Genomic DNA, 20,705 nt, shown 5'->3' on the forward strand with positions numbered 1-20,705 from the left:
CTATTCATTCCTCTTTTCCGGCTGTATTTTTTGCCTCATTGATAAATGCTTTCATTTTTACAGCATCTTTTAATCCGTTTGTTTCAACACCACTTGCTACGTCAACTGCGAATGGTGAAACGGCATTAATCGCTTTTCCGACATTTTCCGGAGTCAGCCCACCGGCTAGAATTACCTTCTCCAGTGGCAGATCAGCTTTTCGAATCATATCCCAATCCAAAGTCAATCCCTTGCCGGATGCGCTCTTAGGAAGATCGACCAATAGATAATCCGCTGGGTATTCATGCAGGTTTTCAAGGTCTTTCTCTGAATGGATGGCAAAGGCCTTGATCACCGGCAGGGGCATTCTGCGGGCAAAGCTGGCAGACTCGTTACCATGAAGCTGAATATAATCCAATCCCGCAATTTCAGCACTTTTTATCACTTCTTGTTCAGTTTGATTGGCAAACACTCCGACCTTTTTAACATGACCAGCTAGATTCGCTCCGAAATCTCCTACTATCTCCGGCTCAACCTTCCTGCTGCTCTCGGCAAAAATGAAACCAATGAAGTCTGCTCCGGAACTAACAGCAGTCTGAGCAGCTGCCAAAGTCTTTATCCCACAGATTTTCACTAACATATTAATCTCCTTATATACTCATTTGCAGTTCGGCCATCTTGTGCGGAAGATTTGATGCAGTCATGAGTGTCTCCCCGACCAAAACCGCTTTTGCACCAGCATCCTTCACACGCATTACGTCTTCTTTTGTTTTGATCCCACTTTCACTGATAATGATATGTCGTTTGGGATCAATTAACTTCGCCAGTCGTTCCGTTACAGCCAAATCCACTTTGAAGGTCTTTAAATTCCGATTGTTAATCCCTATGAGCTCTGCATTCAGCTCTAGAGCACGTTCCAGTTCGGCTTCATCATGGATTTCCGTCAATACTTCAAGTCCTTTCTTTTTTGCATATTGATATAATTCATGAAGGCGTTCTTTAGAAAGTGCTGCCACAATCAATAGAATGATAGTCGCACCTGCTTGATGGGCCCGATCGATTTGGATTTCATCGATGATGAAATCTTTGCACAACCTGGGAATTCGTATGGACTCGCTTACGTTTCTCAAATCTGCAATTGATCCTTTAAAGAAAACCTCATCCGTCAATACGGATATCGCTGCAGCTCCGCCACTTTCATATGAAAGGGCCTGCTCGATCGGATTTACATTGATTTTAATGTCCCCTTTTGAAGGGGAAGCCCGTTTTATTTCCGCGATGACCGCCATCGATTTAGCCGTTTTCAAATTTTCCACCAAAGATGGTCTGACTATGTTGATCATGACCGAATCATCTAAGCCCCTTTCTTTTAATTTTGCGACTTCCACCTTTTTCTGTTCGATGATTTTCGTTAAGATATTTTCCATTACATGACCACCTTATTTCTATTGCCATAAGCAATCAGATTTTCTAACTTTGCAAGAGCCGATCCGCTATCAATGCTTTCTTTGGCCATGGAGATTCCTTTTTTGATCGTCGCTGCCGTACCATGTGCGTATAATCCCAATCCGGCATTCAATAAAACGGTATCACGATATGCACCTTTTTCCCCTTTGAGAAGCCTAAGCATGATATCGGCATTTTGTTTGGCGTCACCGCCACGGATGGCATCATTTCCGTAAACAGGCAGATCCACTTCTTCAGGATGAAGCGTAAATGGGATAATATCTCCTTGTTCCAAAAGGACGAGTGAGTTTTCACCCTGCAGGCTCGCTTCATCCATGAACCCGGCACCATTTATCACGACGGCGCGTTTCCTGCCCAATTTATGCAGGACTTCCGCAAAAAGCTCGAGCATATCGCGTCGATTGATTCCCATTAATTGCGTGTCGAGTTGGACTGGATTTGTCAGAGGACCGATAAGATTAAATATCGTCGGGATTTTCAGTTCTTTTCTCACTTTCATTATCCTTGCAATATTAGGATGAACAGATGGGGCAAATAAGAATGTGATCCCATTTTCCTCCAACAGTTCCTTTAACATGTCAGGCTCCAAGTACAAATTAACGCCTAATGCTTCCAATACATCCGCACTTCCCGTTTTGCTTGAAATGCTGCGATTTCCATGTTTGGCAACCTTGACACCGGCCCCAGCAAGCACGAAGGCCGATGCTGTGCTTATATTGAAGCTTTGTGACCCATCTCCTCCCGTTCCGCAATTATCCATTACATTAAGGGAGCTTGTTTGTACACTTCTTGCTTCTTTTCTCATGACTCTGACAAGGCTTGCTATTTCACCTGCCGTTTCCCCTTTGGCTTTTAAGGCAATGATGAATGCTGCCATCTCGCTTTCGGAGATATCTTTAGAAAATAACGATTGGGCTGCTCTGCACATCTCTTCTTCCGTCAATGTTTGACGCTCTGCTAACTTCGCTAAATACTCCTTCACCGCTAACTCCCCCAGTCGTTTTTTGTTTTATAGAATGGATTGTTCCTTCTCTGATTGAAAGGTACCGGCAATCTCATAAAATTGATGTAATAATTCCTTGCCGATTTTCGTCCCTATTGATTCAGGGTGGAACTGTAAACCGTAGAGAGGGAATTCCTGATGTTTAAGGGCCATGATTTCCCCATCATCCAGTGCCACTGCCGTCACAGTCAGTTCTTCTGGCAAACTCCCCCTTTCAACCACAAGGGAATGGTAACGCATTACCGGGAATTGTAAGTCCTGTTTGGCAAAAACACCTGTTCCATCGTGTTCGATTACCGATGTTTTCCCATGCATAATTTGTTTCGCCCCAACAACATTCGCTCCAAAAACCGCCCCAATGGCCTGATGCCCCAAACAAATGCCTAATAGCGGAACCTTCTCATAAAAATTGCGGATGATCTCCATACTGATTCCAGCATCTTCGGGCCTGCCGGGTCCCGGGGAAATGACGATTGCCATTGGATTCAGTTCCTCAATTTCCGCAAGGGTGATTTCGTCATTCCTTTTTACTACGATTTCTTTTTCCACTTCACCTAAATATTGATAAAGGTTGTAAGTGAACGAGTCATAGTTATCAATTAATAAAATCATATAGTGTGAACCTCCATTAAAGCGCGTGCTTTATTTTGTGTTTCTTCATATTCCGTTTTTGGATCTGAATCATATACGATTCCAGCCCCTGCCTGTACATAGGCCTTGCCATCTTTGATGATCATCGTCCGAATGGCTAAAGCCATATCAAGATCCCCTCCAAAACCTATGTAGCCTATCGAGCCTGAATACATCCCGCGTTTACAATTTTCCAGTTCATTGATCAGCTCCATTGCCCTGATTTTAGGAGCACCTGAAACTGTTCCGGCAGGAAGGCAGACCGTCAGTGCATCTAAACTCGTGTACCCTTCCCTAAGCTTTCCGCTAACCTTCGAAGCAATATGCATGACATGCTGATATCTTTGAATTTCCATTTCCTCGGTAAGGTGGATTGAACCGATTTCGCAAACCCTGCCAAGATCATTTCTACCTAAATCAACAAGCATCTTATGCTCGGCAAGTTCCTTTTCATCCATCAGAAGGCTTTTTTCGAAGCCCTTATCTTCTTCATCCGTTTTCCCTCTCGGCCGTGTGCCGGCAATGGGATTAACATGAACCATTCCTGATGAAACACTGATTAAACTTTCTGGAGAAGACCCAATGATTGTATAGTCACCAAATTCTATATAAAACATATAAGGAGAGGGGTTGGCTAATCGCAAACGACGGTATGCATCGAAAGGCTCCCCATCGAAGTCCGCTTTAAACCTTTGTGATAAAACAACTTGGAACACTTCACCAGCTATGATCGCCGATTTAGCTTCAAGGACCATTTTCTCGAATTCATCCTGACTGAAATTCGAGTTGAATTCCAAATATTCCGACGATATTTCCTTTGACGGCTTGCTTGCCTGATTGATTTTGTCCTTCATTCCCAATAAACTTTTTCCACTATCTTCTTCAGCAGTCAATAGATGGATCTTCTGCAGAACATGATCGAATATATACAGTTCTTTATAAAAAAGAAAATGAGCATCAGGCATTTGCAAAGAATCAGGTGGAACCGGACCTATATTTTCATAAAGACGAATGATATCATAGCCCATATATCCGATTGCACCACCGTAAAATGGCGGAAGATGTGTGGGAACCTCTTCTATTTCCACTAATAATTCTTTTTTTAGAAACTCGATGATATTGATGTCCTTAACGATTTGATCACCTGTTTCAGTGTCTTTCACATTTACTCGGTCAGCAAGTGATGTCACCTCCAAATAAGGTTTTGAACCTAGATATGAGTAGCGGCCGTTGTCATGATGCGAGTTCGAACTTTCCAATAAAAACTTCTGGTCACCATCTAATTTCTGAAATATGGCAATGGGTGTATGGATATCCCCTTCAATTGTATCCATTTTGAAACGGAGTATTTTTTTTTCATCCAAATTATTCATCTCTTGATTCCCTCCCGATTCTTATGCGCTCTTATAATCCCCCGGAGGGAAAACCCTTTTGGCCAAATGACCAGGTCTTCATTTCCTCTGGATATTTTCTTTAAAAGGTATATATATTGAAATTCCAATAAAAAAATCCCCTGCAAACACAAATATGTGTCTGCAGAGGACGGTATACCGCGGTGCCACCTCAAGTTGGAAAAATGCATCATTTTTCCCTCTCAAGCAAGAATTGAATTCTTGCGATTACCCTTTAACGGTGGCAGCCGAGTTTCCCTACTTATCTTCAAGAAACCACTCATAAGTCCATTCATCTTCTTATATCGTACCGGTTTCCACCTATTCCGGCTCTCTGTGACGCATCTAAAAAGATTACTACTCTCATTCATAGATTTAATTATCATTTTCAAAAAAACGCAAAAAGGGCCCTCATCCAAAGGACGAGGAACCCGTGGTACCACCTTAATTAGCTAAATTAGCTCACTTTACGGCATTAACATGCCTATCTCCATTAACGATGAGATAATCGCCAAAGCCTACTCCGTTCATCCGTTTCGGTTTGGGGCTCGGAAGTCCATTCGCTTAATTTCGTTCACCAGTTTTCAGCAACCACTGGCTCTCTGCAGAACATCATTAAGGTACTCTTCTTCGTCACTGCCTTTATCTTTTTCTTGATTATTATGTTAAAACAATCTTTTCAGTAAGTCAATGGAGTTTTCGAAAAATTATATTTTTAATGTTTCATTTTTATCCATTCCCCGTCATCGATTCCTTTTGCCTTCTTAATGACAAGATAGGCTGAATAGGTGCTGACTGACTCGAACTCATCCGTATACTTTTTTTCATCCGCCTTACCGGGGACTATTTCCTTGAATCTTCGGTAAGCCTTCATGAATTCTTCCTTTTGTATCTTATTTTCATAAGCCTTTTCTACTGCTTCAAAGAATTTAATCACATCTACGATTTCGTCAGTAGACCAATCAAGATCCATTGGATATTGATAATCCATATCCTAAACACGCTCCTTCTAGATAGTTTTTCATGTTGTCCGGCGGACCATGCATCATCAGTCTGCCCATTTTGAACGAATTGCTTCCGCCTGGTCGATAATCCGACTGAATAGTTCAGCAGTCGATGGCACATCATGAATCAGCCCCATCACTTGTCCAGCCCAGGCAAAGCCTTCACCTTCGACACCGTCATGAATATAACGCTGATTCGCTTTTCCACTTATGTAATCCTTCAATTGTTCATATCCGCCGTTTTCTTTTTCAATATCAAGAATCTTATCGGTCCAGCTGTTTGCAATTACCCTGGCTGGTGCACCAATGGACCGCTTGATGATAACGGTATCATTTTCCGTGCCGGAAACCAAGGCATTTTTATATAATTCATGTGCATGAACACACTCCTTGACAGCTATGAAACGTGTCCCCATCTCGATTCCTTCGGCACCAAGCCCCAATGCTGCCATCAAACCGCGTCCATCTCCAAAACCACCAGACGCGATGACTGGAATTTTAACGGAGTCCACAACTTGAGGAATTAACACGGAGGTTCCAATATCATCACGCCCTAAATGTCCTCCGCCCTCCTGACCAACTACCATCACTGCATCTGCACCAAGCTGTTCAGCCTTCATTGCTTGCCTTCTTGCAGCAACAAGCACCAGTTTTTTCACTTGAGTGCCTTTAACGTAATCAAGAAAAGGGCCAGGGTTGCCGCCGGTTACGGAAACAGCAGCAATTCCCTCTTTCAAGGCTGCTTCAAGCATGTGTTCATAAGGCCTCCCATGCTGGCCGATCGCAAAGTTCACACCAAACGGTTTATCCGTCAATGATTTTGTTTTTCTTATTTCTTCTATTAGCTGCTCCGGGGTGTCCAAGGACATGGCCGTCACCTGCCCTAGCCCGCCTGCATTCGACACTGCCGCAGCCAGGTCGGCATATGCTAAATGGGCCAACCCCCCCTGTACAATTGGGTATTGAATACCTAACAAATCGGTCACACGCGTTTCCCACTTCAAACTCCTCATCTCCCTTTTCAATTGCTGGTTTGTTTATTTAGCTGAATCCAAATCATTAGCTTCATTATGGCAAATATTGTTTACCCGTTCAATTTTTAACTCACACATACAATATAAAAAAAGAAGAATTCTTGAGTAAATCAAGTAAATACTAGGAAAATGGATATTTATAAACTGCTGATAATTTTATTGGGCTCCTTAAAGACAAAGACATATATAAATTGTTTAAGTCAGGACATTAAATCACTCTAGGCATTTATTATAAGACGTGCTATAATTCATATGTTTTATGTCTATCCACAAGCTTACTAACCATTTGAATGGAATCGGAGAAACATACGATCATTAATAGAACGGGAGTAAAACCTCCCATATTTCGTACCTATTTTACTGAAAAGGGGCCACAAAGAATTGTCACAGAATGAAACACCCTTATACACTGCCTTATTGCAGCATGCAAAAAGAAATCCCGTTCAATTTCATATTCCAGGTCATAAAAAAGGAAAAGGAATGGACGCTGATTTCCGTAATTTCATTGGAGAAAATGCATTATCGATAGATTTAATCAATATCGCTCCACTCGATGATCTCCATCAGCCTAAGGGGATCATCAAACAAGCTCAGGATCTTGCCGCTGAAGCTTTTGGGGCAGATCACACATTCTTTTCCGTTCAAGGAACAAGTGGAGCAATCATGACGATGGTCATGACAGTCTGCGGACCTGGGGACAAAATCATCGTCCCAAGGAATGTACATAAATCCGTAATGTCTGCCATTGTATTTTCCGGAGCTGTTCCCATTTTCATCAATCCTGAAATAGACAAAGATTTGGGCATTTCACACGGAATCACCGTCGATGCCGTTGAAAAAACTTTAAGGGAACATAGCGATGCAAAAGGATTGCTTGTCATCAATCCCACCTATTTCGGCATTTCGGCTGATTTGCAAAAAATAGTGGAAGTTGCCCATTCCCACCAAATCCCAGTACTCGTAGATGAAGCACATGGTGTCCATATACACTTCCATGAAGACTTGCCGATGTCAGCCATGCAGGCTGGAGCGGATATGGCTGCTACTAGTGTTCATAAACTGGGCGGTTCACTAACGGGAAGTTCCATATTGAATGTTAAGACTGGATTGGTTTCCGCAAATCGTGTTCAAGCCATATTGAGCATGCTCACAACCACCTCAACCTCCTATATCCTTCTGGCTTCCCTAGATACGGCTAGAAGACAACTTGCGACAGTAGGCAGGGAAATGATCGATGAAGCGATCAATCTCGCAGGGTATATCCGTGAGGCCGTTAATGAGATTCCTTATCTTTACTGTGTCGGCAGCGAAATTCTCGAGAGCGAGGCAGCCTTTAGTTATGATCCGACAAAATTGATCATATCCATCAAGGAATTGAATATTACCGGATACGACGTTGAGAAATGGCTTCGTGAAAAGCATAATATCGAAGTGGAACTTTCCGACTTGTACAATATCCTTTGCCTGATAACACCTGGAGACACAAAAACAGAAGCGGACCTGCTGATCGCTGCCCTTAGAGACTTAGCGGATGAGTTTAAGGAAATGGCGGCTGAACATGAAAAGATCGAAGTCCTGCTTCCTGATACACCACCGCTGGCTTTATCACCCAGGGAGGCATTTTATGCAGAAACCGAAGTGGTTCCCATTGAGGAATCTGTCGGCAAAATCAGCGCTGAATTCATCATGGTTTACCCGCCTGGAATCCCGATCTTCATTCCAGGAGAATTGATTACTGAAGATAATATCAATTACATCCGGAAAAACATCGAGGCCGGACTTCCGGTTCAAGGCCCTGAGGACCCAGAAATAAAACATTTACGCATCATAAAAAATGATTGATCCCATCAAACCAGAGCAGAGTACTGCTCTGGTTTTTTTGAACCCTTTATTATTAAGCACTGGCTTCTATAAAAAGGGTGCTCCAGGTTACAACCCTGAAACACCCTTACATTCTATTAATCTTGAAATCTTTTTTCCATTTATTTTTCAGAGGCAGCTGTATCACAGCTTTGGCAGTTGTGATTATGTGTGTATAATACACTTACTTTCTCATCTTCAAAATGTTCAATCGTGCTATTGCAAGTTTGACATACGATAGTTCCCATTTTTACAACCCCTTCCCCTATATTATATGCATTATTGATATAATGTAACCGCTTTAAATGAATTATAATATAACACATTTATTATTTCAAGCTAAAAAGTATAACATATATACTTTTTCCCACTTAATGAACGATCATCTTGAAAGAACTGCATTCCAATCGTTCGTTAGACTGATTCTTTTTTTAAAACACGATAATTTATTTATAAACGAAGGGCCCTGGACCAGTGCATCACACTCCTTGCTTTAGCATGGCAAGGTGAAAAAGGAATTTCGCCTTTTCATTTACATATAGATAGGTATATAATACATCCATAAAATGTTAAAATATTCTTACATCTTATCGATTTAAGGGGGATCCACATGACTGAAAATGCCTATATCAAACTTGTTCCTGAGTCCGTGAAAGGAACTGTAACCATCGAAGACGTGAAAGAATTACTGAACTATTATCAAATGATTACAGCGAAAACCGGAAAGCAACTGGATTGGGACTATGATAAGAAAGCATTTCCTTATGAAATGAAAGAACCGGAAAGAATGAAGGAAAAGGCCATATATCTCCAAGCCAAAGAAGATCGATATCACATGATATTGATAGGAGTTGACCAAGAAGTCATAAAGGATGAAGATGGATCAGATCGGATCCAATCCTATATCCAATTCACCCTCCCTGAAACAGCAACTTTCGGTGATAAGGGAAAAGCTAATGAATTGTGCAAATTCCTTGCAAAGAAATTACGGGCGCAGCTGCATCTCTTCAATAAACGGGTGATGTATTATTACCCAAGGAAATAAAAAAACCTGCAAATGCCGAAATTGGCTCATGCAGGCGTTTCAATTAATTTTGGATCAAGGAACTCGTAGCCTTTCTTTTGAAAACCTTTCACGATATCCTCTATCGCTTCACTCGTCCATTTCCGGTCATGCATCAGTAAGTTCGCCCCATTTCCCAAATAAGGGCTGTTCAACATGATTTCCGTTAAAGCTTTTTTATCCTGATACTCTTTTTCCCAGTCATATCCGTAAGTCCAATTCATGACCAACATTTTTTCTTTCTCAGCGACTTTTTTTGAATGCTCGGTATTCGACCCAAATGGCGCCCTGAAGTACTTAGGGCGCACCCCTATTATTCCCTCAACCAAATTGTTCAATTTTACGATTTCCCGCTCTTGTTCCTTTTCGTTCAACTCTTTTAAATTCACATGGGAATACGTATGATTTCCTATGGAAAAACCCATTTCATGAATTTCTTTCAGCATTGCTTTATTTTCATCATTTTCAAGAAAGTGACCGTTCACGAAAAAAATCGCAGGTACTTCAAGTCGCTTCAGGGTTTGGGCGATTGCCAGGGAATATTTTTCAGGTGCATCATCAAATGTCAACAACACAACTTTCGGATTTGCATCCCCAATCGGTTTAAATGACCAATTCTCTTTATCCAACCGATATTCTGCCTTTACATTCCCTTCGCCAATCGTTTGTGACGTTTCCGTTTCCAAATCTTTATCTTGCTGACTTTCATCTTGGACCGTTGTCGTCGTTTCCACACTTTTTTCATTCTCATTTTCAGTTTGACCGGAACTCGGGTCATTACAAGCCACCAATAAAAATGATACTAATGTAAATAATGCCACTACTTTTTTAAACATGATTCCTCCGTTGTTTCATATGTCATCGAAGCTTACGAAAAATTCAATATACGGGTACCAGCGTTTCCAAAAGGATTTGCAAAATCCCGTAACATAATAGACTTATCACGGTAACAAGCATGGTTCGTCTATTGGATTTTAAAATCATTTTACCAATGTAAATGGCTAGATAAGAAAAGACCAGAAACATGAATACTTTGAAAACCAATCGATCGTTAACAGACAGCCATTCAACTAATGTATACCCACTCCAAACGATTAGTTGAAAGAGGATTACCAGATAATTTTTCAAGTGATCCACCCCATTTTAATATGAATATATCAGCCATGATTGGCAAAAAATATTCCTTTAACAAATCGCTCATCTTATTTTTTATCCTCTATGGCCTTTTTCAAACCCTTTCAAGGAAAAAAAGTAAGAAGTCCTTTTTATAGCTTATGCCCTTTTTGTCCATTTCATTTAACTAGTGAGAAGAAATTCATGTATGGGGAGTCTCCTTCATTTTTTAAATCCGGCCAAAAAAAGCGTACTGCATTTAGCAGTACGCTTCAGACTGTAGACAAACTCGATGAAAATCGAGTTTGTCTATTTTTATGGATTGTACAATTTGGACGTTGTTTGGAACGTAGGGCACTCGCTTTCCGGGGGCGGTCGGGGAGCCTCCTCGACTTTCGCCTGCGGAGTCTCCCCTAGACGCGCTTTTCCCGCAGGAGTCAGTACCTTCCGTTCCAATCAACTTTGTCTTACCTTTTAGATTGAGCACTAGTACTCAACAACAAATAAAGAGGGCTATCGCGAGGAGTATAAATCCCCAAAACACCGCCGTGCAACATGCTCATTTTTATCACGGTGTGCATATCTGACAAACACATATGGAGTATGCTTTGGACAGGGCGAGGTCCAAAAATGGCCTAACATAGTGGGCTAGTAGAGCCCCAATCTCTTAACTTTAGGCGAAATTCAGAGGGAATTTCAAAAGGGGTTCAGAATTTTTTTAATTCCGAACCCCTTTTGTCTACAAACTAAAGCGTACTGCATTTAGCAGTACGCTTTTATATAACTCAATTACTTAATGATGTGGATAGGAGTTCCAAGGGCAACTTCAGCAGCTTCCATTGTGATTTCCCCTAAAGTTGGATGTGCATGGATTGTCATCGCAATATCTTCGGCAGTCATACCTGCTTCGATAGCCAAACCAAGTTCTGCAATCATATCAGAAGCGTTTGGTCCTGCAATTTGTGCTCCAATAACCAATCCGTCTTCTTTGCGAGTGATAAGCTTCACAAATCCGTCCGTATTATTTAAGGAAAGAGCACGTCCATTTGCAGCGAATGGGAATTTAGAAGCAAGCGCTTCGATTCCAGCTTCCTTCGCTTCTTTTTCATTATAACCGACAGAAGCAAGTTCCGGTTCAGAAAATACAACAGCCGGAATAGCAAGATAGTCGATTTCAGATGAATGTCCAGCAATGGCTTCAGCTGCAATTTTACCTTCATAAGAAGCTTTATGAGCTAACTGAGGTCCAGAAACGATATCACCGATTGCGTAGATGTTTTTCACGCTAGTACGGCATTGTTTATCCGTTTCGATCAAACCGCGGTCAGTCATTTTGATTCCGACTTGTTCCAGGCCGATTTCAGCAGTGTTTGGACGACGTCCAACTGTTACTAAAACGTAATCGGCTTCAACTTTTTTCTCTTCGCCTTTTACTTCATAAGTAACCGTTACACCTGTATCAGTTTCTTCCACGCCTTTAGCATTTGCTTTAGTAACAATTTCAGCACCTTTGTTTTTAAGGTTACGCTTAACAAGTGCTGCCATTTGTTTTTCAAAGCCTGCAGAAAGGATTTCTTCGGTACCTTCAAGGATCGTCACTTTAGTGCCAAAGCTAGCGAATGCTCCGCCAAGCTCAGTTCCGATGTAACCTCCGCCGATTACCACGATCGAACTTGGAACTTCTTCCAAAGCAAGAGCGCCAGTTGAATTAAGTACACGTTTCGTATATTTAAATGACGGAATCTCGATTGGCGATGAACCAGTAGCGATGATTGCGTTTTTAAATGTATATGTTTGGGCTGAGTCTTCATTCATAACACGGATGCTGTTTTCATCAACGAAATAAGCTTCGCCAGTTACAACATCAACATTATTGCCTTTTAACAGGCTGCTTACACCGCCTGTTAATTTTTTTACAACAGAACCTTTCCAAGCTTGTACTTTAGAAAAATCAACAGTAACTTTTTCTGCAAAGATACCCATATCTTCTGAATGCTGAGCTTCATGGAAACGGTGTCCAGCCGAAATTAAAGCTTTCGATGGAATACAGCCTACATTCAAACAAACTCCGCCGATTGTTCCTTTTTCAACGACCGTTACTTTCTGTCCAAGCTGTGCTGCGCGAATTGCGGCAACATATCCCCCTGGGCCTGAACCGATTACTAAAGTATCTGTTTCGATTGGAAAATCTCCTACTACCATTGTTTACGCCTCCATTAACAATAATTCTGGGTCGTTCAATAACTTTTTGATATGATTCAATGCATGTTGAGCTGTTGCTCCATCAATCATGCGGTGATCAAAGCTCAGTGATAATGCCAGAACTGGAGCGGCGATAATTTCCCCGTCGCGTACAATTGCTTTTTCGGCAATGCGTCCAATCCCTAGAATGGCAACTTCTGGATGATTGATAACAGGTGTGAACCATTGACCGCCTGCGGAACCGATATTCGTAATGGAGCAAGAAGCACCTTTCATTTCGTTAGGAGCCAATTTGCCGTCACGGGCTTTCGTCGCTAATTCGTTAATTTCTTGTGAAATAGCAAAAGTTGATTTACGATCTGCATCTTTTACAACTGGAACGAGCAGTCCTTTGTCTGTGTCTGCCGCAATTCCGATATTGTAATAGTGTTTATGGATAATCTCACTAGCTTCATCATCAAATGATGTGTTAAGCATAGGGAATTCACGCAATGCACTTGTTAACGCTTTAACAACATAAGGTAGGAATGTAAGCTTGATTCCTTTTTGTGCAGCAATTTCCTTGAATTTCTTACGGTGAGCAACCAATAGCGTCACATCGACTTCATCCATTAATGTTACATGCGGAGCTGTCTGCTTGGACTTAACCATTGCTTTTGCGATCGCTTTTCTCATACCGCTCATTTTCTCACGAGTTTCAGGATATTGCCCTTCTGGAATTGAAACTTTTTGTTTTTCGGTTGTTTCCGTATCTTTTTGTTGTGAAGCTTCACTTTGAGCTGCTGGTTGCTGTGGAGCGGTTTTGCCATTTTTGAAAGCATCAATGTCTTCCTTCATGATGCGGCCGTTATCCCCAGAACCAGTGATCTCACGAATATTTACCCCTTGTTCGCGTGCATATTTCCTGACAGAAGGCATGGCGATAATACGACGTGAAGGATCTGCCTCAACCTGTGGTTGTGCTCCCGCGCCTGTTACTCCGCTATTTTCTTGAACCGGAGCAGCCTCTTTCTTGACTTCCTGTCCAGCTTCAGCAGTTGCTTGAACCTGGGCCTCCGTATTCTTCTCGCCTTCTGCCTTCGCTTCTTCTCCATGATCCCCTTTAAACTGAAGATTTTCATAACCTGGAGCATCGAATGTTACAAGTACATCGCCAACAACGGCAACCGTTCCTTCTTGAACAAGGATTTCTTCAACGGTACCTTCCACCGGGGATGGGATTTCAACAACGGCCTTATCGTTTTGAACCTCGCAAAGCACGTCATCTTCTTGTATCTTATCTCCTGGTTTTACAAACCATTTCACTATTTCACCTTCGTGTATACCTTCTCCGATATCAGGGAGTCTAAATTGGAATGCCACTGAGTTCAACCTCCTATATTAAATCATACTTAGTGCTTTGAATAAAGTCCTTTATCTTGCATTACCGTTAATGCAAAATCACTTTCCCAAGCAGGACATTCATTCCATTACTTAAGATTGTTAAAACTTCAAGACTTTAGTCGCCGTTTCAATAATGTCTTTATAATTAGGGAGCCATACTGTTTCAGCTTGTGAAAACGGGAATACCGTATCAGCTGCCGCCACGCGCAGTACTGGAGCATCCAAGCTCAAAATGGCACGTTCGTTAATTTCCGCTACGACATTCGCCGCTATACCAGCTTGCTTTTGTGCTTCTTGAACAACGATAGCGCGTCCTGTTTTTTCTACAGAAGCAATGATTGTATCGATATCCAATGGTGATACAGTCCGTAAGTCGACCACTTCGACGGAATGACCATCCTTAGCCAATTCCTCAGCTGCCTTGATGGATTCCTGCACCATCGCACCATAAGTAATAATGGATAAATCCGTTCCTTCTCTTTTCACATCCGCTTTTCCTAATGGAATTGTGTATTCTTCTTCAGGAACTTCCTGACGGAAAGAACGGTACAATTTCATGTGCTCAAGGAAAATGACAGGGTCATTATCACGAATCGCTGAAATCAATAAGCCTTTTGCATCGTAAGGAGTGGAAGGGATAACTACCTTTAACCCTGGTTGCTGGGCCATTAAACCTTCTAAGCTATCAGCATGCATTTCCGGAGTATGCACTCCGCCCCCAAAAGGTGAGCGAATTGTAACCGGTGCACTGTAACGTCCGCCTGAACGGTAGCGCATACGAGCAAGCTGACCGCTTACGGAATCCATTACTTCATATACAAACCCAAAGAATTGAATTTCAGGAACAGGACGGAAACCTTGTAAAGAAAGACCGACCGCTAATCCACCGATTCCAGATTCAGCAAGAGGTGTATCGAATACACGATCTTCACCGAATTCTTTTTGAAGATTTTCCGTTGCACGGAAAACTCCACCATTAAGACCTACATCTTCTCCAAAAACGAGTACATTCTCGTCATTTTTAAGTTCTGTACGTAATGCTTCTGTAATTGCTTGAATCATCGTCAATTGAGCCATGGCTTACTTCGACTCCTTCTCTTTATAAATTTCATATTGTTCTTTTAAGTTATAAGGCATTTCTTCATACATGATTTCAATAAGGTCTGTAACCTTTTGTTTAGGTTCTGCATCAGCCAATTTAATTGCTTCTTTAATATCGTCTTTGGCTTTTTCTATCGTTTCGTTTTCTAATTCTTCATTCCAAAGTTTTTTGTTTTCCAAGAACTTGCGGAAACGAACTAATGGATCTTTCAGTTCCCACTCGTTATCCATTTCGGAAGTACGGTAACGTGTCGGGTCATCCCCAGCCATCGTATGTGGTCCATAACGGTAAGTTAATGTTTCAATCAATGTAGGGCCTTCACCATTGATCGCACGTTCACGCGCTTCTTTAACGGCTGTATAAACAGCCAACGCATCCATACCATCAACCTGGATTCCAGGAATACCTGCAGCCACACCCTTTTGGGCCAATGTTTTCGATGCTGACTGCAAATCAACTGGTGTAGAGATTGCAAAACGGTTATTTTGCACGATGAAGATAGCTGGCGCTTTAAATGCACCTGCAAAGTTAATTCCCTCATAGAAGTCACCTTGTGAAGTTCCACCGTCACCCGTATATGTAATGGCAACAGCTTTTTTCCCGCGTTTCTTCAACCCAAGAGCCACTCCGGCAGCTTGGATATATTGAGCGCCGATAATGATTTGAGGAGAAATTACATTGACGTCTTCAGGGATTTGATTTCCCTTAAAATGACCCCGGGAGAATAAGAATGCTTGCCAAAGCGGCAGGCCATGCCAAACGATTTGCGGAACATCACGATAACCAGGCAAAATGAAATCTTCTTTTTCCAAAGCATACTGGGAAGCGATTTGAGAAGCTTCTTGACCGGCAGTCGGTGCATAGAAACCTAATCTGCCTTGACGGTTCAGTGATATGGAACGTTGATCCAAGATGCGTGTATAAACCATACGGCGCATTAATTCTTGCAATTGTTCATCACTTAAATCAGGCATAGCCGCTTCATTCACGACTTCTCCCTCTTCATTTAAAATTTGAAAAGTTTCAAATTGTTCTTCTACTTTCTTAAGCTGATCCTGAACATTAATTTTAGCTTGTTTAGTTTTTTGAGCCATTTGGCACCTCATCCTTTCATTAAAAAGGTTTGCTATTATTATTCTATAAAGCAAAAATAGTTTTGCTTTTTAGTTTCTTCAACAATACATTCTTTTATTTTTCCCTTAAGACCAATCCTCAAACGTGGATATGCTTAATATGTCTCAATCTTATTCTGTACCATAAAAAAAATCAAGGAAAATGATACAAGAATTTTTATAGATTAAGTTTACAAGATGAATTAACATCAAGTCAATCACTTGGAGTTCCTTATAATTTTGATTTAATAGAATTTCCAATACTCATACTTCTTCTCTGTATTAGTTTTCAATTTACAACTGTACTATTAAATTTCCCGTATTTTTCAATTTAAGGATTGCGAAGGATAACATTTCAATTCCCCAGCATATCCCATCGATTCCAAAACCGCTTTCACTAAAGGCATTTGAGCCCTTAAAATAATATTCCGGTAAAATATTCAAACGCTTTCATCTAAGTCCGCTGTTAGATTTTTAATTATCGTTTTTTTTTAGTACAGGTATGAAAATTTCACATCAGGCTTGTTGCATAAAAAAAGACCATTCTTAAATTTTTTATCCCAAAAATGAACTGGATTGAAAAAAATATGGGCTGTGAGTGAGGATCACAGCCCATCATTATTTATATTATTTTGTTGAATCCGCCATTTCTATGCCGGAACTATCATAAAAACTTTCTTTTTTTTGATTTGTTTTTTCCGTTAATGCATTAAATTCCTCATTCGCTTTCAAAACTTTTGTATAAGAGGTATTTATTTTCTCGATTTGCACTTGTAATTCATCCATTTTCAAATCCTCTTTTTTAAAAAGCTCATATAATTCACGATCATAAGCGAGACTTTGTTGATAAGCATCATATAAATCATCATAGGTGCTATAGCGCTCACTCATGATCTTTTTCATTTCAGTCGCTTCTTTTTTTATCTTTTCATCCTCTATTTTCCCGATTTGTTCATCTATTTGATTGAATTGTTCTTTTGAGGATTGCATACTGCTTTGTTCCTTTTTAATTATTTTTTCCCTTTCGTCGATATTCTTGGTTGCTTCATCTGAAAGCTCTACGATCTGTTCATAATCATCCAATCCAAGTTCAATGATTTTCTCATATTTTTCTTTTTCTTTTTTCTCCAATTCATTAAGCGGCTCTTGATTCTCGGTGAAATCACTTTCCTTTTCTGCAGTTTTCTCCAGGATTTTGTGGATTCTTTCTTCCGGTGAACCATTAAAACAACCAGTCAAGATCACTAAAGAAAGAAGTAAGATAACAAATGGACCAAAACGTTTCAACATAGACAACTCCTTCTGATAGTTCTTCGAAGATTCATGTTCCTCAATTCATTCTTAAGCCGCAGACATTTGTTACAATCATATTCCGAACAGGTTTTTTTCATTACTGGGCGCTAGCCTACACCCTTTAAACCATACTGCATAGGCTGTAGGGACCGTTTCAAATTTGAATGGTCAGCATTTTAATAAATACAAAAACGGAGGTATGAAATTATGTATGGAGGTTTCAACCAAGAATGTTGTTATCCGGTTTCCGCTGCACCCAGCTATGGATATGGCGATGGTGGAGGCTGCGGCTTTGGAAGCGGCTTTGCCCTGATCATTGTCCTGTTCATTCTGTTAATCATCGTCGGCGCGTGCTTATGCTAACCAGGTAATTACTATTACCTTTACCCGAAAATGATAACGATTTACCCTGATTCACAAAAAATGATAATATTTTTTAAATAGACCAACATGCAAATAAAATAATGGCAGGGATAGGAAATCATCGACTTGATTCCATCCCCTCCATTTTTCTTTCATTAAACCATTCATTAACTTTCAGCCTTTTTTTTGTTAAAATAACCCTATACATATTATAAGAATTTTTATGGGGTGAAAGATTATGCTTACCATGGATGATTTTGTTAATGAAGACGATCCAATCTTAAGGCAAGTCGCGGTAGAGGTTCCGCTTCCGGCATCAAATGAAGATAAGCAACTTTTAGCCAGCTTGATGGAATATGTCCAAAACAGCCAGAAACCTGATATTGCTGCTCTATACGGGTTAAGGGCAGGAATTGGCTTGGCTGCACCACAGGTTAATGTTTCAAAAAGGATGATTGCGGTTCATTTAAAAGAAAAGGATGATCAACTTTATAGCTATGCACTTTTCAACCCTAAACTCGTTAGCCATTCAGTCGAAAAAGCATACTTGACATCCGGAGAAGGCTGTCTTTCCGTAAATCGTCCCGTTTCCGGCTATGTGCCACGTTATGCCCGAATAACGGTTGCGGGTACGGACCTGGAAGGAAAATCGGTTCAACTCCGCCTGAAAGGCATCGCAGCCATTTGCTTTCAACATGAAATCGACCACCTTAATGGTATCATGTTTTATGATCATATCAATCCGGAAGACCCCTATGCCATTCCGGAAAATTCAATTGCGGTGGAAAGGTAACGTAATAAGCAAAACCCCCGTCTGTTGGTTGACGGGGGCTTTATTTTTTATATCAGTTCAAGTTCCTTCAAACCAAAAAGTATGCCATCATCATCGACATCCTTCGTTACAAAGTCGGCCTCTTGCTTCACAAGCTGACCGGCATTCCCCATAGCCACGCCATATCCCGCTACTTTTAACATCTCTATATCGTTTAAGCCATCTCCAAAGGCGTAAACATCCTCAAGAGCAAACCCGACTTTTTCCATTAATATTTTAATGCCTTCAGCCTTTGAACCCCCGAATGGAAGTACATCCGTCGAATACTCATGCCATCTAATGAAGTGAAAATCATCATATTTCCCAACAAAGTTCCCTTCTTCATCTTCCGAACAGAATAATAAGGCTTGGTATATATCATGGTCCTCATAAAAATCCGCCACATGTTCAGGGTGGGGAAACTTAAGGCTGCTTAATGCTTCTTCAATTCTGCTATGATGTGGAACACTCGATTTCATTGTCTCCTCATTCATGAACACGATCGGTATTTCATTTTTTTCAGCATGTTCGTGAAGGCGTTTTATCTCAGGTATGCTCAAAGGGTTTTTATAAACGACTTTCCCTTCAAAAACAACGTATTGTCCATTGAAACTTACGAATGTATCGATGCCAAGCTCTTCCCTTAAAGGCTCGAACATGAACGGAGCCCTTCCTGTGGCAATCGCTACAAAAACCCCGCTATCCTGCAGTTGCTTAATGGCTTCTTTTGTTGAAGCAGGTAACTTTTTTTCATGATCAAGCAATGTTCCGTCAATATCAAAGAATACGATTTTCACTTGCGATTCACTTCCAATTCATTCATTTTTTCCTTTTTAATATGTACCCATTTAATAATTGTCATCAAGATAAGTCAAGTAACTCTACCGGACCCAACTCAAAGTTACGTTTTTTATTCAGGAATGGGCATATACTATTCTTAATAGAAACTAACTCAGGCTATACAGATTACACTTCTCCCATCCTTCTGCCTCTTAAATCCCAGTTGCTTGTTTGAAAGAGCCTTTTTTTTCAAAAATGGGCCATGTACCTGTAAAGACGTATTTACATTATTGAATAATCCTATACAATAATAACTAAGGGAGCGTGATCGCCATGTTAAAAAAGCTTCGTAAAAAGCTTGCTAAACAGTGGAATGATCTTTTAAGAAAAAAATCTATCGCATGATTTGCCACTCATTCCTGCCTTGGCCGTCATCCATATGCGATTTTTTTTCGGACAGCCCTTCAAAAACTTGCGGAGGGCTTCTTCCTTGTTGTAAAGTTCTTGTTAGGCATTCTTTCTATCTTGGCTTTTATATGGTCAGGTGAATACATATTTCAATCAAAATATGAGTCGCTGTGTTTTCATGAAACGCTGTACACAGTGGTACTGTATTAATTTGGAAAGAAATCGTTTACGAAAAAAAGATCCCATGATTTAAGTTTTACACATGGCAAAAACGGATAGGATATAAGATAGAGGAAGCTACAATTGGATTGATACCAGATTCGGCCATCTATTTTTTTATATACTTTTAGACATTGGTATATTTAATTCATCAAACCCCTTCCGTTTTTATGGCGGAGCTGGGTTTATTTTTACATGATGTTGAAAAACATGAAAAAATTGTTGTTTTTATATATAATGAAAAAAGCAATGCAAACAAGTGAGGAGAGATTAAAATGGTTTTTAAGGTATACTATCAAGTAACCATATCAGAGGTTCCCATCAGGGAGAATACTAAAACAATGTTTGTCGAAGGTGAATCCGTTCGTGACGTTCGTTTAAAATTAAAAAAAGAACCTTATAACGTAGAAATCGTACTACCCGTAACCGGAGCATATTTAGAATATGAAAAACAAAATGAAGATTACAAAGTATTGGAGCTATAATTT

21 protein-coding genes and 2 other annotated features are annotated in these 20,705 nt (G+C 40.6%); of the genes, 5 read left to right on the top strand and 16 right to left on the bottom strand.

The window, feature by feature from the left end; all coding sequences use genetic code 11:
- Positions 1-4: 4 nt before the first annotated feature.
- The 7 genes from ACZ9AO_RS13320 to ACZ9AO_RS13350 all read right to left on the bottom strand — a co-directional run bounded on the left by ACZ9AO_RS13320 (position 5) and on the right by ACZ9AO_RS13350 (position 6,478).
- Complete coding sequence (locus tag ACZ9AO_RS13320; protein ID WP_053534304.1) at positions 5-619, bottom strand: phosphoribosylanthranilate isomerase; 615 nt, start codon at positions 617-619, stop codon at positions 5-7.
- Between the two features lie 10 nt (positions 620-629).
- On the bottom strand, positions 630-1,406 hold the full coding sequence (gene trpC / locus ACZ9AO_RS13325; RefSeq protein WP_476109217.1) for an indole-3-glycerol phosphate synthase TrpC: 777 nt from the start codon (positions 1,404-1,406) through the stop codon (positions 630-632).
- Positions 1,406-2,428, bottom strand: coding sequence for an anthranilate phosphoribosyltransferase (gene trpD, locus ACZ9AO_RS13330; RefSeq protein WP_476109218.1), 1,023 nt, complete (start codon positions 2,426-2,428; stop codon positions 1,406-1,408). The genes trpC and trpD overlap by 1 nt, the downstream gene beginning before the upstream one ends.
- A 27-nt stretch (positions 2,429-2,455) precedes the next feature.
- Positions 2,456-3,061, bottom strand: a complete 606-nt coding sequence (locus ACZ9AO_RS13335) for an anthranilate synthase component II (RefSeq protein WP_048687070.1) — start codon at positions 3,059-3,061, stop codon at positions 2,456-2,458.
- Positions 3,058-4,452 (bottom strand): anthranilate synthase component I, encoded by a 1,395-nt coding sequence (gene trpE, locus ACZ9AO_RS13340; RefSeq protein WP_476109219.1) that lies wholly within the window; start codon positions 4,450-4,452, stop codon positions 3,058-3,060. The genes ACZ9AO_RS13335 and trpE overlap by 4 nt, the downstream gene beginning before the upstream one ends.
- A gap of 162 nt (positions 4,453-4,614) precedes the next feature.
- Positions 4,615-4,850, bottom strand: a binding site (T-box leader).
- 35 nt (positions 4,851-4,885) lie between these two features.
- Positions 4,886-5,116, bottom strand: a binding site (T-box leader).
- A 69-nt stretch (positions 5,117-5,185) separates the two neighbouring features.
- Positions 5,186-5,461: a UPF0223 family protein gene (locus ACZ9AO_RS13345; RefSeq protein WP_048687073.1), complete on the bottom strand. Its 276-nt coding sequence runs from the start codon at positions 5,459-5,461 to the stop codon at positions 5,186-5,188.
- A gap of 57 nt (positions 5,462-5,518) precedes the next feature.
- Positions 5,519-6,478 (bottom strand): NAD(P)H-dependent flavin oxidoreductase, encoded by a 960-nt coding sequence (locus ACZ9AO_RS13350; RefSeq protein ID WP_476109220.1) that lies wholly within the window; start codon positions 6,476-6,478, stop codon positions 5,519-5,521.
- Between the two features lie 411 nt (positions 6,479-6,889).
- Here ACZ9AO_RS13350 and ACZ9AO_RS13355 point away from each other — a divergent pair, with 411 nt between their 5' ends.
- Positions 6,890-8,350, top strand: a complete 1,461-nt coding sequence (locus ACZ9AO_RS13355) for an aminotransferase class I/II-fold pyridoxal phosphate-dependent enzyme (RefSeq protein ID WP_048687076.1) — start codon at positions 6,890-6,892, stop codon at positions 8,348-8,350.
- Positions 8,351-8,490: 140 nt separating this feature from the next.
- Here the strand turns inward: ACZ9AO_RS13355 and ACZ9AO_RS13360 are convergent, their stop codons facing one another.
- On the bottom strand, positions 8,491-8,616 hold the full coding sequence (locus ACZ9AO_RS13360; protein ID WP_072272684.1) for a GapA-binding peptide SR1P: 126 nt from the start codon (positions 8,614-8,616) through the stop codon (positions 8,491-8,493).
- A gap of 362 nt (positions 8,617-8,978) precedes the next feature.
- Between ACZ9AO_RS13360 and ACZ9AO_RS13365 the strand changes: the two genes are divergently transcribed.
- Entirely contained in the window at positions 8,979-9,413 is a 435-nt protein-coding gene (locus tag ACZ9AO_RS13365; protein ID WP_251538862.1) for a DUF1885 family protein, read from the top strand.
- Positions 9,414-9,439: 26 nt separating this feature from the next.
- On the opposite strand, the gene ACZ9AO_RS13370 is transcribed toward ACZ9AO_RS13365, so the two are convergent.
- The 7 genes from ACZ9AO_RS13370 to ACZ9AO_RS13400 form a co-directional block, all read right to left on the bottom strand.
- The gene (locus ACZ9AO_RS13370) at positions 9,440-10,267 is read right to left on the bottom strand and encodes a polysaccharide deacetylase family protein (protein ID WP_251538858.1); all 828 of its coding nucleotides are present in this window, start codon (positions 10,265-10,267) and stop codon (positions 9,440-9,442) included.
- 43 nt (positions 10,268-10,310) lie between these two features.
- Complete coding sequence (locus ACZ9AO_RS13375) at positions 10,311-10,568, bottom strand: hypothetical protein (protein WP_309247762.1); 258 nt, start codon at positions 10,566-10,568, stop codon at positions 10,311-10,313.
- 765 nt (positions 10,569-11,333) lie between these two features.
- Positions 11,334-12,746, bottom strand: coding sequence for a dihydrolipoyl dehydrogenase (lpdA, locus tag ACZ9AO_RS13380; RefSeq protein WP_034314059.1), 1,413 nt, complete (start codon positions 12,744-12,746; stop codon positions 11,334-11,336).
- Between the two features lie 3 nt (positions 12,747-12,749).
- The gene (locus ACZ9AO_RS13385; RefSeq protein ID WP_048687082.1) at positions 12,750-14,108 is read right to left on the bottom strand and encodes a dihydrolipoamide acetyltransferase family protein; all 1,359 of its coding nucleotides are present in this window, start codon (positions 14,106-14,108) and stop codon (positions 12,750-12,752) included.
- A gap of 120 nt (positions 14,109-14,228) precedes the next feature.
- Positions 14,229-15,206, bottom strand: coding sequence for an alpha-ketoacid dehydrogenase subunit beta (locus tag ACZ9AO_RS13390; protein ID WP_034314063.1), 978 nt, complete (start codon positions 15,204-15,206; stop codon positions 14,229-14,231).
- A 3-nt stretch (positions 15,207-15,209) separates the two neighbouring features.
- The gene (gene pdhA, locus ACZ9AO_RS13395; protein ID WP_251538854.1) at positions 15,210-16,325 is read right to left on the bottom strand and encodes a pyruvate dehydrogenase (acetyl-transferring) E1 component subunit alpha; all 1,116 of its coding nucleotides are present in this window, start codon (positions 16,323-16,325) and stop codon (positions 15,210-15,212) included.
- Between the two features lie 645 nt (positions 16,326-16,970).
- The gene (locus ACZ9AO_RS13400) at positions 16,971-17,633 is read right to left on the bottom strand and encodes a YkyA family protein (protein ID WP_476109221.1); all 663 of its coding nucleotides are present in this window, start codon (positions 17,631-17,633) and stop codon (positions 16,971-16,973) included.
- Between the two features lie 210 nt (positions 17,634-17,843).
- Between ACZ9AO_RS13400 and ACZ9AO_RS13405 the strand changes: the two genes are divergently transcribed.
- The gene (locus tag ACZ9AO_RS13405; RefSeq protein WP_063576945.1) at positions 17,844-17,999 is read left to right on the top strand and encodes a YjcZ family sporulation protein; all 156 of its coding nucleotides are present in this window, start codon (positions 17,844-17,846) and stop codon (positions 17,997-17,999) included.
- Between the two features lie 238 nt (positions 18,000-18,237).
- Entirely contained in the window at positions 18,238-18,792 is a 555-nt protein-coding gene (def, locus tag ACZ9AO_RS13410) for a peptide deformylase (RefSeq protein WP_053534293.1), read from the top strand.
- A 47-nt stretch (positions 18,793-18,839) separates the two neighbouring features.
- Here def and ACZ9AO_RS13415 read toward each other — a convergent pair whose 3' ends face one another.
- On the bottom strand, positions 18,840-19,607 hold the full coding sequence (locus ACZ9AO_RS13415; protein ID WP_251538852.1) for a Cof-type HAD-IIB family hydrolase: 768 nt from the start codon (positions 19,605-19,607) through the stop codon (positions 18,840-18,842).
- A gap of 885 nt (positions 19,608-20,492) precedes the next feature.
- Between ACZ9AO_RS13415 and ACZ9AO_RS13420 the strand changes: the two genes are divergently transcribed.
- The gene (locus ACZ9AO_RS13420; RefSeq protein WP_034314070.1) at positions 20,493-20,702 is read left to right on the top strand and encodes a DNA-dependent RNA polymerase subunit epsilon; all 210 of its coding nucleotides are present in this window, start codon (positions 20,493-20,495) and stop codon (positions 20,700-20,702) included.
- Positions 20,703-20,705: the final 3 nt, after the last annotated feature.

Source organism: Peribacillus sp. TE19612 (assembly GCF_056279465.1).

Excerpts from the sequence above, each read along its gene's own strand:
- ACZ9AO_RS13320 (WP_053534304.1), bottom strand. The coding sequence starts at position 619 with ATGTTAGTGAAAATCTGTGGGATAAAGACTTTGGCAGCTGCTCAGACT.
- trpC (WP_476109217.1), bottom strand. The coding sequence starts at position 1,406 with ATGGAAAATATCTTAACGAAAATCATCGAACAGAAAAAGGTGGAAGTC.
- ACZ9AO_RS13335 (WP_048687070.1), bottom strand. The coding sequence starts at position 3,061 with ATGATTTTATTAATTGATAACTATGACTCGTTCACTTACAACCTTTAT.
- trpE (WP_476109219.1), bottom strand. The coding sequence starts at position 4,452 with ATGAATAATTTGGATGAAAAAAAAATACTCCGTTTCAAAATGGATACA.
- ACZ9AO_RS13345 (WP_048687073.1), bottom strand. The coding sequence starts at position 5,461 with ATGGATTATCAATATCCAATGGATCTTGATTGGTCTACTGACGAAATC.
- ACZ9AO_RS13360 (WP_072272684.1), bottom strand. The coding sequence starts at position 8,616 with ATGGGAACTATCGTATGTCAAACTTGCAATAGCACGATTGAACATTTT.
- ACZ9AO_RS13365 (WP_251538862.1), top strand. The coding sequence starts at position 8,979 with ATGACTGAAAATGCCTATATCAAACTTGTTCCTGAGTCCGTGAAAGGA.
- ACZ9AO_RS13370 (WP_251538858.1), bottom strand. The coding sequence starts at position 10,267 with ATGTTTAAAAAAGTAGTGGCATTATTTACATTAGTATCATTTTTATTG.
- lpdA (WP_034314059.1), bottom strand. The coding sequence starts at position 12,746 with ATGGTAGTAGGAGATTTTCCAATCGAAACAGATACTTTAGTAATCGGT.
- ACZ9AO_RS13390 (WP_034314063.1), bottom strand. The coding sequence starts at position 15,206 with ATGGCTCAATTGACGATGATTCAAGCAATTACAGAAGCATTACGTACA.
- pdhA (WP_251538854.1), bottom strand. The coding sequence starts at position 16,325 with ATGGCTCAAAAAACTAAACAAGCTAAAATTAATGTTCAGGATCAGCTT.
- ACZ9AO_RS13400 (WP_476109221.1), bottom strand. The coding sequence starts at position 17,633 with ATGTTGAAACGTTTTGGTCCATTTGTTATCTTACTTCTTTCTTTAGTG.
- ACZ9AO_RS13405 (WP_063576945.1), top strand. The coding sequence starts at position 17,844 with ATGTATGGAGGTTTCAACCAAGAATGTTGTTATCCGGTTTCCGCTGCA.
- def (WP_053534293.1), top strand. The coding sequence starts at position 18,238 with ATGCTTACCATGGATGATTTTGTTAATGAAGACGATCCAATCTTAAGG.
- ACZ9AO_RS13420 (WP_034314070.1), top strand. The coding sequence starts at position 20,493 with ATGGTTTTTAAGGTATACTATCAAGTAACCATATCAGAGGTTCCCATC.